We start from the raw sequence: 16,252 nt of genomic DNA, 5'->3' as shown, positions 1-16,252 counted from the left end.
CAAAATATCAACTATTTCGTTTAAATTCACTAAGAATAATTGCTGTTGCAGTAGCTACATTTAAACTTTCCGTTTTTTGAAGCTCTCCAAATCTAGGAATTGTTAGACGATTAGTTATTATTTTTTCAATTTCTCCAGAAATTCCGTTGGCTTCATTACCCATAATAATGATTCCTTCTTGAGGCAATTTGGATTGATAAATATTTTCTCCGTCCATAAAAGTTCCAAAAACTGGCAGTTTAGTTTGAGCAAGAAAAAGTTTTAAATCAACATAGCTTACATTTACTCTGGTAATTGATCCCATGGTAGCTTGTACGACTTTCGGGTTATAAATATCTACCGTTTCTTTAGAACAGACAATCTGCTTAATACCAAACCAATCGCATAGACGCAAAATAGTTCCTAGATTTCCTGGGTCTCTAATATCGTCTAGCGCCAAAATCAAGCCTGAATCGATTGCCTTCTTTTCGGCTGGAATTTTAAAAACCGCCAAACAAGAATTTGGAGTCGACAAAGCACTTATTTTTTTCAGTTCTTGTTCATTAATAAGTGTTCGTTTTGAAGCTTGAACCGTTTCAAAATCATTCAATGTGGTGTATAAATGTTCTAATTCAAAATTGGATTGCAGCAATTCTTGAATTACTTTTACTCCTTCAGCAAAGAATAATTGATTGGCAAAACGCTGCTTTTTTTGATGCAAACTAGAGATAAGCTTTATTTGGTTTTTACTAACCATAAAATAATGTACTTTTGAATTAAATATTAAAAAACACTTGAAAAATAATTCCACAAAAATAATAGCATTTCTTCTAATTGCAATATTAATTTGCGCTTGTAATGCCGTAAAAAGAGTTCCCGATGGAAAAAACCTTCTTGTAAAAAATAATATTCTAGTTAACGGAAAATCGACAAGTGACGAAACAGCTTCAAACCAAATGTACCAAAAACCAAATGGTAAATTATTAGGTTATAAGCTTCGATTAAATTTATACAATTTAGCCAATTTAAATCCAGATTCTACTTATCAGGCAAAATTTAAAAACAATCCTGGAAAGTATGAGCGTATGTCTAAAATTTTTTCTGCAAAACAAGTAGATCGTCTTGGGCAATCTTTTTATTATAAAGGAATTCATGAATTTCTAAAAAACACTGGCGAACCACCTGTAATAATTGACACTTCAAAAACCAAAAAATCATTATTACGTTTAAAATACTACTATTTTAACAATGGTTTTTTCAATGTTCAAACAGGCTATACAATTGATACTGTTGGTATAAAAAGAGCCGCAATTAATTACAATATTACAACAGGACCTGCTTATAAATTGGATACTATTAGAACCAAAATAATGACTCCTGCACTAGACTCATTATATAGAACTAATAATGAGCCTTCCCTATTAAAATCTGGAAATCAGTACAAAACTACAGATTTTGAAGAAGAGAAAAACCGTATTACAACTTACTTTAGAAATCACGGAGCTTATTATTTTCAACCTACTTATGTAACTTTTGACATTGACACGATTGGCAAAAAAGCAAAAGCCGATGTCACCTTAATTATTAATAACAATAATATTCAGGAAAAAGATTCAAGCCGTACCGAGCCTTTTAAATTATATAAGATTAGTGATGTAAATATCTACACCGATTATTCTGCTGCCAATGCTAAGAAAAAACCAACAGATAGCGTAAGTTACAACAACTTTAACCTTTACAGTTACAAAGGGTTAAAATATAGACCGCGCGCCATTACTGATGCTATTTTTATTACAAAAGGAAGTACGTTTGCCGATTTTAGAACAACTCTTTCTTCTCGTTCTTTAAACAATTTAAGGATTTTCAATTATCCTTCTATTCAGTACGAAGTAGACAAGAGAGATTCTACAGCACAATCTCTTATTGCTAATGTTTATTTGACTCCGAGAAAAAAATACAGTTTTGGAACTACTCTTGACGTAACACACTCTAACATTCAAGATTTCGGAATTGGAGCCAGTGTTTCTGAAACGATTCGAAATGTATTTAATCGAGCAGAGACCCTTGAAATTTCAGCTCGTTTAAATATTGGTTCATCTAGAGATATGGCTAATCCGAACAATAATTTCTTTAACGTTTCGGAATATGGTTTGGATATGAAATTGAATTTTCCGAGAATTTTACTGCCTTTTGGAACCGAGAAAATCATTCCAAAAAGTATGATTCCGTACACTTCTATATCATCTGGTTTTTCCAAACAGCGAAATATAGGCTTGGATAAAGAAAACTTCACAGGAGGTATCTCATATAATTGGAGCCCAAAACGTCATAATACTGCAAAACTAGAATTATTGAACGCACAGTTTGTTCGAAACTTAAATCCAGGGAATTACTTTAATGTATATACATCTTCTTATGATGATTTGAACGGTATTGGAAAAGACTACAATGTCAACCCTGACAACTGGGGAGAAACTACAGAAGAACAAGCAAGAAAAGATCTAACTATACCTAAAGGAACAACAGGATTTACTAATGATGTTTTAACAAACAAAACTGCTTTAACACCAAGTGACGCACAATACCAGGAAGTTTCAAGTATAGAAGAAAGACGAATTCGTTTGACTGAAAATGATTTCATTCTAGCAACAAGTTTTTCTTTTACCAAAACAACTAAAAAAGATTTAGCAGATAACAACTTCTATCAATTTAGAACAAAAATAGAATCAGCTGGAACTTTATTGACTCTGGTTTCTGAAATTGGAAATCTTCAAAAAAATTCGAAAGGAAACTATGAGATTTTCAACCTAGAATATTCAGAATACGTTAAAACAGAGTTTGATTATATCAAGCACTGGGATTTTGGAAAAGAAAAAGTTTTAGCCGTTAGAAGCTTCTTTGGAATTGCTATTCCGTTTGGAAACTCAAATTATATTCCGTTTTCACGAAGTTATTATGGTGGAGGCTCTAATGATAATCGTGCTTGGCAACCTTATGCTTTAGGACCAGGAAGCACAAATGCTGTAAACGACTTTAATGAGGCCAATATGAAACTTGCAGCCAGTGCCGAATTTCGTTTCAAACTTTTTGGAGATGTAAAGGGAGCATTGTTTGCAGATGCCGGAAATATCTGGAATGTCCTCGATAATGTTACAGATTCTAAAGCAAAATTTGACAACTTAAACGATTTAGAAGAAATTGCTTTGGGTACAGGATTTGGTTTAAGATACGATTTAAGCTTTTTTGTTATTCGTTTAGATTTAGGCTTTAAGACTTATAATCCGGCGCATGAGAAGGGAGATCGATGGTTTAAAGAATATAATTTTGGACACTCAGTTTTAAATTTTGGTATAAATTATCCGTTCTAATGCTAATTAATTCTTATTTTTGCAACCTAAAAACTAAAAACAACTATAAAAAAAATTACAATGGCACATAACATTAAACCAGGAGTAGCTACAGGAGATCAAGTACAAGAGATCTTTAATTATGCGAAAGAGAAGGGTTTTGCTCTTCCAGCAGTAAACGTTACTGGATCTAGCACAATTAATGGAGTTCTTGAAACTGCAGCGAAACTAAACGCGCCAGTTATCATTCAATTTTCTAACGGAGGAGCTCAATTCAACGCTGGAAAAGGATTATCAAATGCAGGTGAAAAAGCAGCAATCGCGGGAGGAATCGCAGGAGCAAAACATATTCATACTTTGGCAGAAGCTTACGGTGCAACTGTAATCTTACACACTGACCACTGTGCAAAAAAACTTTTACCTTGGATTGATGGTTTATTAGATGCTTCTGAAAAACATTTCGCAGAAACAGGAAAACCATTATTCAGCTCTCACATGATCGATTTGTCTGAAGAGCCAATCGAAGAAAACATCGAAATCTGTAAAGAATACTTAGCTAGAATGAGCAAAATGGGTATGACACTAGAAATCGAGCTTGGTATTACAGGTGGTGAAGAAGATGGTGTTGATAACTCTGATGTTGACAGCTCAAAATTATATACTCAACCAGAAGAAGTAGCTTACGCTTACGAAGAATTATCTAAAGTAAGCCCTAAATTTACAATTGCTGCTGCTTTCGGAAACGTTCACGGTGTTTACAAACCAGGAAACGTAAAATTAACTCCAAAAATCTTAAAAAATTCTCAAGATTTCGTACAAAACAAATTCAACACAGGACACAATCCAGTAGATTTCGTATTCCACGGAGGTTCAGGTTCTACACTTGAAGAAATCAGAGAAGGAATTAGCTACGGAGTTATCAAAATGAACATCGATACAGATTTACAATTTGCATACACTGAAGGAATCCGTGATTACATGGTTAAAAACCTTGACTATTTGAAATCTCAAATTGGAAACCCAGAAGGTCCAGATGCTCCAAACAAAAAATATTATGACCCAAGAAGATGGGTACGTGAAAGTGAAGTTACATTCAACGCAAGATTGGAACAAGCTTTTGCTGATTTAAATAACGTAAACACGCTTTAAATTTTAGATTTCTGATTTTAGATTTCAGACTTCTAAAAGCCTGAAATCTAATTTCTGAATCAGATTAAAAATCTAAAATCTAAATCTACATTCTAAAATTAAAAAAATGGCTTGGTTTAAAAGACAAGAAAAAGGGATTACGACCGCGACAGAAGACAAGATGGACGTTCCGAAAGGATTGTGGTACAAATCTCCTACTGGAAAAATTATTGATGCTGACGAATTAGCGAGAAATTTATTCGTAAGCCCTGAAGATGATTTTCACGTTCGAATTGGAAGCGCAACCTATTTTGAAATTTTATTCGACAACAACGAATTTGTTGAGTTAGACAAAAACATGACTTCTAAAGATCCTTTGCACTTTGTTGACACAAAGAAATATGCAGACAGATTGAAAGACGTAATGGAAAAAACTCACTTAAAAGACGCTGTACGCACGGGAGTAGGAAAATCTAAAGGAAGAGAACTTGTAATCTGCTGTATGGATTTCGCTTTTATCGGTGGGTCTATGGGAGCGGTTGTTGGTGAGAAAATCGCAAGAGGTATTGATCACGCTATCAAAAACAAACTTCCTTTTGTAATGATTTCTAAATCTGGTGGGGCTCGTATGATGGAAGCTGCTTATTCTTTAATGCAATTAGCAAAAACTTCTGTAAAACTGGCTCAATTAGCTGAAGCTAAATTACCTTACATCTCTCTTTGTACAGATCCAACAACTGGAGGAACAACTGCATCTTACGCAATGTTAGGAGACATCAATATCTCTGAACCAGGCGCTTTGATTGGTTTTGCTGGTCCTCGTGTTGTTCGCGATACTACAGGAAAAGATTTACCAGAAGGTTTCCAAACTGCTGAGTTCTTATTAGAGCACGGTTTCTTAGACTTTATCACGCCAAGAAAAGAATTGAAAGATAAGATCAACTTATATATCGATTTGATTCAAAACAATGATATTAGATAGTTTTAAAACTACTTAAAATAGAAATCCCAAGAAAATTGCTTCTTGGGATTTTTTGTTTTTAAACCAAATAAATTATATAAGTATATTTAATCATTTTCTGCAAGGTTTTCAAAACCTTGTAGGTATTAATTTGATGCAGAATATTTTTTCTAAATTAAAATCTTAAGTTAAACCTACAAGGTTTTGAAAACCTTGCAGGAAGACTTGTAAAAATCCTACTATTAACTAGCCTTTTTCAAATCCTTCTTCAATTCCTTCTCAGCGATTTTAAAGACTAATTTTTCACGCCAAATTGCATAACGTTCTCTAAAAACTACTTTTATAGCACTATCTACAGCTCCATGCATAAATAAACTCCAAACGCTGGCTATTTTTCTAGAAACAGATTGATCCCATGCGCGAAGTGTTAGAGAAAAAGAACCATCTATATAACGCATCCAGTGCCACATTCCTGTTGGCATGAATAAAGTATCTCCATGCTCGAGAAAAACTTCATAGCCTTCTACTCCTTTCAACGCTGGAAATTTTTCAAAATCGGGATTAGCAACATCATAATCTTCTAATGCATAAGTGGTATTTGGAAGACAGTAAAGTCTTTTCTTCCATTTGTTATCAAATAAGATAATATGCTTTCTTCCGCCGAAATGAGTGTGAAAAAGATGTGGCAAATCGATATCATAATGCAAAAAAGTAATTGCCTTAGAACCGCCAAAAAACATAGCAGGCATGCTTTCTATAAAACCGCCCATTAATTCTTTGGGAACTTTTACATCGTCAATTAATTCGGGTCTGTGCTTGAAAAGATTGAAGAAAAAAATACGCAATTGGGTTGGTTCACGCTTTATCAAATCCAGATATTCTCCAAATTTCATGCTCGCAATCGAAGCATTGATTACTTTTTTTGGATCTGCCTTTGAATTATCTACAAGTTTAACCTCTATATCTCCAGCAATCTGCTTGAAATACTCTGTTGACCATTTTTCTCTTGCCGGCCAATCTTTTGTAAGTCCCTTTATGATTAAAGGTTTTCTTTTATCTAGGTAATTCTTTTTAAAATCTTCCTTAGAAATCGACTCAACAGCATCAACAGATTTAAGATTAAAGCTCATTTATCTTGTGTTTTAATTTGTTGTCTATCAAATGTATCTAATTATTCCCACTCAACAAAATTTACAATTAAATAACACAAAAACAATATTTTACATTCCTGTTCGAATGGCTTCTACAGGATCTAAATTTGCCGCTGAAATAGCAGGAAGAATTCCAGAAACCAGACCAATAAAAGCAGCCAAACCGGTTCCTAAAAGAATATTTCCTAAACTTAAAACAAATTCAAAATCTAGCAGTTTTGTCAGAGCAAAAGCAATTCCCCAAACCATCAAAAGACCAATTATTCCACCAATAACAGACAAAATAACGGCTTCAAACAAAAACTGGAATAAGATAAATTTATTTTTTGCTCCTAGAGATTTCTGAATTCCGATAAGATTTGTTCTTTCTTTAACCGAAACAAACATAATATTTGCAATTCCGAAACCACCAACAAGAAGAGAAAATCCGCTGATGATCCAGCCCACAAAATTCATCTGCCCCAAAATTCCATCAATAAAATCAGTAAATCCAGAAAGTACATTAATAAAGAAATTATCCATTTCTCCCGCTTTCATTCCGCGTATTGCTCTAAGTTTTTGAGCTATTTCTGCTTTATAAGCATCCATATCTACGCCTTTTACAGGTTTTAAAACAATTACTGGCGTCATAGAATCACTATCTCCGTACATTCTTCTTAAAAAATTTGCTGGAAGATAAACCGAAGTATCATTACTGTCTCCAAAGAATCCAGCTCCTTGTTTAGCCATTACGCCAATTACAGTAAATCGCTGTCCATATAAACGAATATTTTTTCCTATTGGATCGCTAGAACCAAAAAGTCCATCAGCTATATCATATCCTAGAACAATAACGGGAGTTCCCGAATTTGATTCAGATTCATTGTAAAACCTTCCTTTATCAAAACTCAATCCGTCTATATCGACCATTTCGCTTGACGACGGAATAATATTTACATCGCTAACAGTTTTAGAATCGTATTTTAAACTTTCTCTATTTACAAAAAGCTGGTATCCGACTTGATCGGTATCATTCATTGAATTTTTCAATCCGATATACTCGTCATATTTCACATTTGGAAACTGTTCTCTCTTCCATTGTGGAATTTCAGACGGCCCAAAGCAATATTTCATTAAATAAATTGTATTTTTATCTAAACTGCTCAAATCTTTTGAGATTTTTTTGTCTAAAGAGTCAACGGCAGCCAAAACAGCGATAATCGAAAAAATACCGATTGTTACACCTAATAGCGATAATAAAGTGCGTAATTTATTATTTCGCAAAGCATTGATGGCAAAGCTCAGACTTTCCTTTAATAATCTCAGATAAACGATCATATTTTTGTATTTTTCAATAAAGTAAAATTCAATAATTTAAATTCAATAACCTAATAAAAGTTAACTTACTCATCAGTAGATTTTTTTAGCATTTTGTTACACTAATTTTTTTTAATATAATATATAAAAAAACTACTTTTGCAGTCTCAAAATCATAACTACACAATGAGCACAACAAAAAAAATACAATCGGCATTAATTTCTGTTTTTTCTAAAGATGGATTAGAACCAATTGTTAGAAAATTACACGAACAAAATGTAACACTTTATTCAACTGGAGGAACTGAAGATTTTATCAAAAACCTTGGTATTCCAGTAGTTCCTGTTGAAGATATTACTTCTTTCCCTGAAATTCTTGGAGGAAGAGTAAAAACTTTACACCCAAAAATCTTTGGAGGTATTTTAAATCGTCAGGATAATGAAAGCGATGTTCAGCAAATGAAGGAATTTGACATTCCTCAGATTGATTTGGTAATTGTTGATTTATATCCTTTCGAAAAAACAGTTGCTTCTGGAGCAAGCGAACAAGATATTATTGAAAAAATTGACATTGGCGGAATTTCATTAATTCGTGCTGGTGCAAAAAATTTCAAAGACACTGTAATTGTGGCTTCTGTAAACGAGTACAGTTTACTTTTAGATTTGATTACAGAGCAAGATGGAGCAACAACTTTGGAGAACAGAAGATTGTTAGCTACTAAAGCGTTCCACGTTTCATCTCACTACGATGGAGCTATTTTTAATTATTTCAATACAGACGAGACTATTTACAAAGAAAGTATTGCAAACGGTCAAGTTTTAAGATACGGTGAAAACCCTCACCAAAAAGGATTCTTCTTTGGAGATTTTGATGCAATGTTCAAAAAACTTCATGGAAAAGAATTATCATACAACAATTTACTTGATGTTGATGCTGCAGTTAATTTAATTGCTGAGTTTAAAACTGACGGACCAACTTTCGCGATTTTAAAACACAACAATGCTTGCGGATTGGCTTCAAGAAAAACAATCAGCGAGGCTTATTTGGCTGCTTTAGCTTGTGATCCTACTTCAGCTTTTGGAGGAGTGTTAATTTCTAACACAAAAATTGATTTAGAAACAGCACAAGAAATCAACAAATTATTCTGCGAAGTAGTAATCGCTCCAGCTTATGATGATGAGGCTGTTACGGTATTACAAGAGAAGAAAAACAGAATTATATTAGTTCAAAATGAAGTTGAATTACCAGCTCGTCAAGTAAGAACTTGTCTTAATGGTTTGTTAATTCAGGACAGAAATAATATTACGGATAATAAAGAGCATTTAAAAACCGTTACAATTACAGAACCTACTGCTCAAGAGATCGAAGATTTGATCTTTGCTTCTAAAATCTGCAAGAATACAAAATCAAACACAATTGTATTTGCTAAAAACGGAACATTGATTTCATCAGGTACAGGTCAGACTTCAAGAGTTGACGCTTTAATTCAAGCTGTTGACAAAGCAAAAGCTTTTGGATTTGATTTAAATGGAGCTTCGATGGCTAGCGATGCATTTTTCCCATTTCCGGATTGTGTAGAATTAGCTAAAAAAGCAGGAATAACTGCCGTAATTCAGCCAGGAGGTTCGATTAAAGACGAATTAAGTATAAATTATTGCAACGAAAATAATCTTGCAATGGTATTTACAGGAACTCGTCATTTTAAACATTAATTTGTTTAACTTTGTTCGATAAATAATTTATAACATTTTAAACCCCTAAAAAACTTATGGGATTTTTTGATTTCATGACCGAGGATATTGCGATAGACCTTGGAACCGCAAACACTTTAATCATTCATAATGATAAAGTTGTCATTGATAGTCCGTCTATCGTTGCACGTGATAGAGTATCAGGCAAAATCATTGCTGTTGGTAAGGAAGCCAATATGATGCAAGGTAAAACACATGAAAACATCAAAACTATAAGGCCTTTGAAAGATGGTGTAATCGCTGATTTCGATGCTTCGGAAAAAATGATCAATATGTTCATTAAAAGTATTCCTGCATTGAAAAAAAGAATGTTTACCCCAGCTTTACGTATGGTTGTATGTATTCCTTCTGGTATTACTGAAGTGGAGATGAGAGCGGTGAAGGAATCTTGTGAGAGAGTAAACGGAAAAGAAGTTTACTTGATTCATGAGCCAATGGCAGCGGCAATTGGTATTGGTATTGACATTATGCAACCAAAAGGAAACATGATTGTGGATATTGGAGGTGGTACAACAGAAATTGCTGTTATCGCATTAGGCGGAATTGTATGTGACAAATCTGTAAAAATTGCAGGTGACGTTTTCACAAACGATATCGTTTATTACATGCGTACACAACACAACTTATTTGTTGGAGAAAGTACTGCTGAAAAAATTAAAATTCAAATTGGAGCGGCAATCGAAGATTTAGATGGCCCACCAGAAGATATGTCAGTTCAAGGTAGAGATTTGCTTACTGGTAAACCAAAGCAAGTTGATGTTTCTTACCGTGAAATTGCAAAAGCATTAGACAAATCTATTCAGCGTATAGAAGATGCGGTAATGGAAACATTATCTCAGACTCCGCCTGAATTAGCAGCAGATATCTACAACACTGGTATCTATTTAGCTGGTGGTGGATCTATGTTAAGAGGTCTTGACAAACGTATTTCTCAAAAAACAGATTTACCTGTTTATATTGCCGAAGATCCTTTAAGAGCTGTTGTTCGTGGTACAGGAATGGCCCTTAAAAACATTGCTAAATTTAAAAGTATCTTAATCAAATAAGATCAAAATAAAAATCAATTTACTTTTATAAGGGTCAAATTCTTACTATTTGACCCTTGTAAAAACTGAAACCTTTAAGCATATCCTGAAACAAAATAACCAGACAAGAAATGCAGCAAATATTTAATTTCATTATAAGAAACAGTAATCGATTGCTGTTTTTGCTGCTTTTAGGTATATCGTTAGGACTCACGATTCAATCTCACTCTTACCACAGAAGCAAAATAATCAGTTCTGCAAATTTCTTAAGCGGAGGTGTTTATGAAAAAATCAATCGTGTTAATGAATACATGAATTTAAGAGCTGAAAACGACGAACTTGTACTTGAGAACGCAAGATTAAAAAGTCTTTTATTTAATAAAGAAGACACAGCCAAATTACCTTTACCAGATACTATTAAAGGGGTAAAACCTGCTGATATCATTGTATCAAAAGTAATTCATAACACATACAGCACACACGAAAACTTCCTTACTTTAAATTCTGGATCCAATGACGGCGTAAAACCAGATATGGGAGTAATAAACAGTTTAGGAATTGTTGGTATTGTAGATGACACATCACCTAGATATTCTACTGTTGTGAGTATTTTGAACATGAAATCTCAGATTAATGCCAAGTTAAAAAAATCAAATCATTTTGGTTCTTTAACATGGGATGGAAAAAGTACTGGATTTGTACAGCTAAGAGACGTTCCAAGATTAGCTTCAGTTAGAAAAGGAGATACAATTGTAACAGGAGGACAATCTGTAATTTTCCCTGAAGGAATCAACATTGGAACCGTTGAAACAATTTACAAAGAAACCCAAACAAGTTTTTATGTTATAAAAGTTAAGTTATTTAACGATATGACAAACTTAGGACACGTCTATATTATCAAGAGTAAGGACAGAGAGGAACTTATTAATTTAGAAAACAAAGAAAAAAATGAATAGCGCTCTGTTAGTCAATATTTTTCGATTTATTATGTTACTGGCAATTCAGATTGTTATTTTCAACAATATGAATTTCTTAGGATATATAAGTCCGTTTCCGTACATCTTATATATTATTCTGTATCCAGTAAACAGCAACAAAGCGGGATTGATTATTTCTAGTTTTTTCTTAGGATTAGTAATGGATATGTTCTGTAATTCTGGCGGAATACATGCAACTGCTTGTGTTATTTTAGCATATTACAGGCCTTACATTTTTAAATTTTCTTTTGGTTTAAGTTATGAATATCAAACCATTAAACTGAATGAATCTTTAACCCCGGAACGATTTTCATTTATTTTAGTGTCCGTTCTATTGCATCATACTGTATTGTTCATTCTTCAAGCTTTTCAATTTAATTTTATTTGGGATGTTTTACTCCGAATTTTGTTTAGCTCGATATTTACAATAATTACTTCAATCATAATAATTTATCTTATTAAGCCCAATAAACGATGAGAAAAGTCCTGCTGCCCACTATAATTATTATTGCAGCGTCTTTGCTAGTGATTAGGATTTTTTACCTGCAGATTATTGATGATTCTTTTAAACTGAAATCGGAAAATAATGCGATAAAAAAGGTCTATGACTATCCTGAGAGGGGTTACATCTATGATCGTAACGGAAAGCTTCTTGTTGCAAATCAGGCTTCTTACGATATTATGGTTATTCCTAGAGAAATAAAAAAAGATCTTAATATTGCCGAGTTCTGTGCTCTTCTAAACATTACTGAAGAAGAATACCACAAACGTATTGAAAAAGCAAAGGTCTACAGCCCAAGGCTTCCTTCTGTGTTTTTATCTCAGCTGAATAAAAATGAGTTTGCGGCTTTTCAGGAAAAAATTAGGAAATACGAAGGCTTCTATTTCCAAAAAAGATCTTTACGTGATTATGAAGTAGATTACGGAGCAAATATATTTGGCTTTATTACTCAAGTAAATGAAAAACAAATTGCTAAAAATCCATACTACAATAGTGGGGATTTAATTGGAAAGCAAGGTGTAGAAGAAAGCTACGAAGAAACTTTACGTGGTATAAAAGGGGTAAAATATATTCAGAAAGATAAATATAACCGAGAAATTGGTCCTTATAAAGAAGGAAAATACGATACTATCGCCGTAGCTGGAGAAGACATTAATTTAACGATTGATGCCACACTTCAAAAATATGGAGAGGAATTGATGATTAATAAAAGAGGTGGTATTGTGGCAATTGAACCTAAGTCGGGGGAAATTCTTGCTTTAATTACCGCTCCTTCTTATGACCCTGGTATTTTGGTAGGACGTCAAAGATCTAAAAACTACACCCTTTTATATAACGATTCTATTTCGAAACCTTTATATGACAGAGGGCTTTTGGCAGAGTATCCTCCAGGTTCTCCATTCAAAATCTTGACTGGTTTAGTTGCACTTCAAGAAGGCGTAATCAATGAGCAGACTACTTTTATGTGTCATCACGGATTTAGTTATGGTGGAGGCCGATTCATGAAATGTCACGGTTTTGGTCCGCACCAATTGCACAACGGAATTTACAATTCTTGTAATACTTATTTTGGACAGGCCTATATGCTTACCATCAACAAGTACAAAGATCCGGGTCAAGCCGTTGATGTTTGGAGCAGTCACGTAAAAAGTTTTGGATTAGGTCAGTTCATGGGTTATGACTTACCAACTGGAAAACGAGGAAATATACCAACCTCTAAAACTTATAAAAGGATTTACCCTAACGGAGGATGGAGAAGCTCAACCATTGTATCAAATGCAATTGGTCAAGGAGAGGTTTTAATGACACCTATTCAATTAGCCAACATGATGGCTACTGTTGCAAATCAGGGTTATTATTATACTCCTCATATCATTAAAAAAATTGAGGGAGAAAAAATCGACGAAAAGTTCACCACAAAACATGTGACTACGGTTGATCAAAAATATTTCCCACCGGTTATCAGTGGACTATTTGATGTCTACAACAAAGGTACAGCTTACAGTCTTCGAGTAGAAGGAATTGATATTTGCGGAAAAACAGGTACTGCTGAGAACTTTGCCAAAATAAACGGTAAAAGAACCCAGCTTAAAGACCACTCTATATTTGTTGCTTTTGCCCCAAAAGACAATCCAAAAATTGCCATTGCAGTTATGATTGAAAATGGAGGTTTTGGAGCAACAGTTGCGGGTCCGATTGCCAGTTTAATGATTGAAAAATATCTAAGAAAGAAAATTACAAGAACAGACCTAGAAATAAGAGTATTAAACAAAAGCTTACTTTCGGAATATGCTAAAGTAGGCGGAATAAGTGATGCTCTTAAAATTGAATCTGTGCCAAAAGATTCTGTTTTACAAGCAAAAATTGTTAAGCCAAAAGCACCAGTTACAACGGCACCAAAAACTGAAGTTAAAAAAACAGCAGTAGACACAACTAAGAAAAACTAAGAAAGATTATTTCAAATGAAAAATCAAAGTGTAAAAAATAATATCGATTGGATAAGTGTCTTTATCTACATTGCGCTGGTAACTTTAGGTTGGCTCAATATATATTCGTCTTCTTTATTATCAACCGATGGAACTTATCAAAAACAGCTGATTTTTATCTGCTGTACTATTCCATTGATATTTGTTGTACTTTTTGTTGATGGTAAATTTTACGAAAAATATGCCAGTATAATCTTTGGAGTTTCCTTATTATCTCTTGCTGGATTATTTCTCTTTGGAAAAACCATAGCAGGACAGCGATGCTGGTACGCGATAGGAAGCTTTACTTTACAGCCTTCTGAGTTTGCAAAAGCAGCTACTTCTTTGGCATTGGCAAAATATTTAAGTGATACACAAATTAATTTAAAAGAAACGAATAGACAAATTCAGGCTTTAGCAATTATGCTATTACCTGTAATGCTTATTCTACCACAGCCCGATCCTGGAAGTGCTTTAATCTATAGTGCTTTTATCCTTGTTTTATACAGAGAAGGCTTGCCATCTTGGTACGTTTGGACTGCGTTTATAACTATCGTTCTTTTTGTTCTTACTTTAGTTTTAGAACCATATGCTGTTATTGGAATGGCTTTTATCGTGTTGGCTATTATACATTTTAAAGGCAGAGTAGTTGACAGAAATATTATTTTAAGCGGAATTTTACTGGTCTTAATTTCTGGATTTGTTTTCTCTGTTGATTACGTATTTGACAACGTTTTTAAACAGCACCACAGAGATCGTTTCAATATTTTACTAGGTAAAACTGTAGATATGAAAGGGATTGGATACAACACCAACCAATCTGAAATTGCCATTGGATCTGGAGGATGGATCGGAAAAGGTTTTCTTGAAGGCACACAAACCAAAGGAGGATTTGTACCTGAGCAACATACCGATTATATTTTTACAACTGTTGGCGAAGAATGGGGTTTTGCAGGCTCTTTTGTAGTTATTTTACTTTTTGTCTGCTTATTGCTTAGAGTAATTTACTTAGCAGAAAGACAGAAGACAAAGTTTAGTCGGGTTTACGGCTATTGTGTCGCTGCAATTCTATTTATACACTTCTTTGTAAATATTGCAATGGTAATCGGAATTTTCCCTACAATTGGGGTTCCTCTGCCGTTCTTTTCATATGGAGGTTCTGGACTCTGGGGATTCACCATTTTGCTGTTTATTTTCCTTAAAATGGATGCTAATAAAGTGAATGAATGGTAATATTTAAAATATTCAATTTTTAAATACCCAAGTTCCAATTAGAAATTACTTTTATACAACTAAAATAATTTAACCTAAAGCTGTAATTACGTTTTCAAAACTAATTACAGCTTTTTTGATTTTACACTTACTTCATTAACTTCGATTTTATTTGCTAAGCAACATATAAATCATGTAATATAAATGTCGATAATAACTAAACAATAAGCATAAAAAAATCCGAAGTTCTTCGGATTTTTATTATTCTTTTTATTGATTATATCTGTTCGTTTGGTGTCTTTTTAAGTAGTTTTATTAGAACCGGGAACGTTGAAATTATAATGATAATAATAATGATGTACTCAATATGTTTCTTTAAATCTATTCCTTGTTTTAAGAAAATGCCATATAAATAATGTCCGGCGAAAATTAATATAAATGACCAAAGAAAAGAACTTAAAACATTAAAGAACATAAACTTTTTCTTGTCCATCGAAACGATTCCTGCAACAATTGGAGCAAAAGTTCTAAAGATTGGCAGGAAGCGCGCATAAATAATTGCTTTGCCACCATACTTTTCAAAGAAATCTTTTGACTGAAGCAAGTATTTTTTCTTAAACCAGAATGTATCTTCTTTTTTAAACAAATAATAACCACTCTTTGCACCGAACCAATAACCAGTCATATTACCTAAAACTCCCATTATTGCAACTGCAGTAGCCAGAAGAAATACATTCACAAAATCATTCGGAATATAGGCAACATTCTCAATTAAATCACGACTGTAAATACCTGCCAAAAAAAGTAAACTATCTCCAGGCAGAAAAAAACCTGCAAAAAGTCCTGTTTCAGCAAAAACTATAAACAGAACAATAAACAACCCAATCTGAAAACCTCCGACGCTTAAAGTAATATAAAATTCAGGGTTTAATAACTGGGTCCATTCAAAATTATTCAT

The 16,252-nt window shown here is 33.5% G+C and carries 13 protein-coding genes; 9 read left to right on the top strand and 4 right to left on the bottom strand.

The window, feature by feature from the left end:
• Positions 1-7 precede the first annotated feature (7 nt).
• On the bottom strand, positions 8-736 hold the full coding sequence (locus AC1Q5Z_RS11865) for an RNA methyltransferase (protein ID WP_343587843.1): 729 nt from the start codon (positions 734-736) through the stop codon (positions 8-10).
• 37 nt (positions 737-773) lie between these two features.
• Between AC1Q5Z_RS11865 and tamL the strand changes: the two genes are divergently transcribed.
• The 3 genes from tamL (at position 774) to accD (ending at position 5,436) form a co-directional block, all read left to right on the top strand.
• Entirely contained in the window at positions 774-3,347 is a 2,574-nt protein-coding gene (gene tamL / locus AC1Q5Z_RS11860) for a translocation and assembly module lipoprotein TamL (RefSeq protein ID WP_343587841.1), read from the top strand.
• A 60-nt stretch (positions 3,348-3,407) separates the two neighbouring features.
• Positions 3,408-4,475, top strand: a complete 1,068-nt coding sequence (gene fbaA / locus AC1Q5Z_RS11855) for a class II fructose-bisphosphate aldolase (protein ID WP_012023542.1) — start codon at positions 3,408-3,410, stop codon at positions 4,473-4,475.
• Positions 4,476-4,581: 106 nt separating this feature from the next.
• Positions 4,582-5,436 carry an acetyl-CoA carboxylase, carboxyltransferase subunit beta gene (gene accD / locus AC1Q5Z_RS11850; protein ID WP_111367748.1) on the top strand — a complete coding sequence of 285 codons (855 nt, stop codon included), beginning with the start codon at positions 4,582-4,584 and terminating at the stop codon, positions 5,434-5,436.
• A 221-nt stretch (positions 5,437-5,657) separates the two neighbouring features.
• On the opposite strand, the gene AC1Q5Z_RS11845 is transcribed toward accD, so the two are convergent.
• Together AC1Q5Z_RS11845 and AC1Q5Z_RS11840 are read right to left on the bottom strand one after the other, a co-directional pair.
• The gene (locus AC1Q5Z_RS11845; protein WP_343587838.1) at positions 5,658-6,545 is read right to left on the bottom strand and encodes a cupin-like domain-containing protein; all 888 of its coding nucleotides are present in this window, start codon (positions 6,543-6,545) and stop codon (positions 5,658-5,660) included.
• Positions 6,546-6,635: 90 nt separating this feature from the next.
• Positions 6,636-7,883: an ABC transporter permease gene (locus AC1Q5Z_RS11840; RefSeq protein ID WP_343587836.1), complete on the bottom strand. Its 1,248-nt coding sequence runs from the start codon at positions 7,881-7,883 to the stop codon at positions 6,636-6,638.
• A 165-nt stretch (positions 7,884-8,048) separates the two neighbouring features.
• On the opposite strand from AC1Q5Z_RS11840, the gene purH reads away from it, so the two are divergent.
• The 6 genes from purH (at position 8,049) to rodA (ending at position 15,315) form a co-directional block, all read left to right on the top strand.
• Positions 8,049-9,575: a bifunctional phosphoribosylaminoimidazolecarboxamide formyltransferase/IMP cyclohydrolase gene (purH, locus tag AC1Q5Z_RS11835; protein ID WP_281634694.1), complete on the top strand. Its 1,527-nt coding sequence runs from the start codon at positions 8,049-8,051 to the stop codon at positions 9,573-9,575.
• A 56-nt stretch (positions 9,576-9,631) separates the two neighbouring features.
• Positions 9,632-10,660: a rod shape-determining protein gene (locus AC1Q5Z_RS11830; protein WP_008466528.1), complete on the top strand. Its 1,029-nt coding sequence runs from the start codon at positions 9,632-9,634 to the stop codon at positions 10,658-10,660.
• Positions 10,661-10,770: 110 nt separating this feature from the next.
• Positions 10,771-11,595 carry a rod shape-determining protein MreC gene (mreC, locus tag AC1Q5Z_RS11825; protein ID WP_198854663.1) on the top strand — a complete coding sequence of 275 codons (825 nt, stop codon included), beginning with the start codon at positions 10,771-10,773 and terminating at the stop codon, positions 11,593-11,595.
• Positions 11,588-12,094 (top strand): rod shape-determining protein MreD, encoded by a 507-nt coding sequence (locus tag AC1Q5Z_RS11820; protein ID WP_198854664.1) that lies wholly within the window; start codon positions 11,588-11,590, stop codon positions 12,092-12,094. The genes mreC and AC1Q5Z_RS11820 overlap by 8 nt, the downstream gene beginning before the upstream one ends.
• Positions 12,091-14,064, top strand: a complete 1,974-nt coding sequence (gene mrdA, locus AC1Q5Z_RS11815) for a penicillin-binding protein 2 (protein WP_198854665.1) — start codon at positions 12,091-12,093, stop codon at positions 14,062-14,064. The genes AC1Q5Z_RS11820 and mrdA overlap by 4 nt, the downstream gene beginning before the upstream one ends.
• Positions 14,065-14,079: 15 nt before the next feature.
• Positions 14,080-15,315, top strand: a complete 1,236-nt coding sequence (rodA, locus tag AC1Q5Z_RS11810) for a rod shape-determining protein RodA (protein ID WP_198854666.1) — start codon at positions 14,080-14,082, stop codon at positions 15,313-15,315.
• 256 nt (positions 15,316-15,571) lie between these two features.
• Here the strand turns inward: rodA and AC1Q5Z_RS11805 are convergent, their stop codons facing one another.
• Positions 15,572-16,252: a DedA family protein gene (locus AC1Q5Z_RS11805; RefSeq protein ID WP_343589930.1), complete on the bottom strand. Its 681-nt coding sequence runs from the start codon at positions 16,250-16,252 to the stop codon at positions 15,572-15,574.

The organism is Flavobacterium sp. GW823-FHT06G12, assembly GCF_058794775.1.
Note: the sequence above shows the minus strand (reverse complement) of the source record. Positions and strands in the feature narration are given on the sequence as shown.

Bases quoted from the DNA above. Each gene is read 5' to 3' on its own strand.
- AC1Q5Z_RS11865 (WP_343587843.1), bottom strand. From the start codon at position 736: ATGGTTAGTAAAAACCAAATAAAGCTTATCTCTAGTTTGCATCAAAAA.
- fbaA (WP_012023542.1), top strand. From the start codon at position 3,408: ATGGCACATAACATTAAACCAGGAGTAGCTACAGGAGATCAAGTACAA.
- accD (WP_111367748.1), top strand. From the start codon at position 4,582: ATGGCTTGGTTTAAAAGACAAGAAAAAGGGATTACGACCGCGACAGAA.
- AC1Q5Z_RS11845 (WP_343587838.1), bottom strand. From the start codon at position 6,545: ATGAGCTTTAATCTTAAATCTGTTGATGCTGTTGAGTCGATTTCTAAG.
- AC1Q5Z_RS11840 (WP_343587836.1), bottom strand. From the start codon at position 7,883: ATGATCGTTTATCTGAGATTATTAAAGGAAAGTCTGAGCTTTGCCATC.
- purH (WP_281634694.1), top strand. From the start codon at position 8,049: ATGAGCACAACAAAAAAAATACAATCGGCATTAATTTCTGTTTTTTCT.
- AC1Q5Z_RS11830 (WP_008466528.1), top strand. From the start codon at position 9,632: ATGGGATTTTTTGATTTCATGACCGAGGATATTGCGATAGACCTTGGA.
- mreC (WP_198854663.1), top strand. From the start codon at position 10,771: ATGCAGCAAATATTTAATTTCATTATAAGAAACAGTAATCGATTGCTG.
- AC1Q5Z_RS11820 (WP_198854664.1), top strand. From the start codon at position 11,588: ATGAATAGCGCTCTGTTAGTCAATATTTTTCGATTTATTATGTTACTG.
- mrdA (WP_198854665.1), top strand. From the start codon at position 12,091: ATGAGAAAAGTCCTGCTGCCCACTATAATTATTATTGCAGCGTCTTTG.
- rodA (WP_198854666.1), top strand. From the start codon at position 14,080: ATGAAAAATCAAAGTGTAAAAAATAATATCGATTGGATAAGTGTCTTT.
- AC1Q5Z_RS11805 (WP_343589930.1), bottom strand. From the start codon at position 16,252: ATGAATAATTTTGAATGGACCCAGTTATTAAACCCTGAATTTTATATT.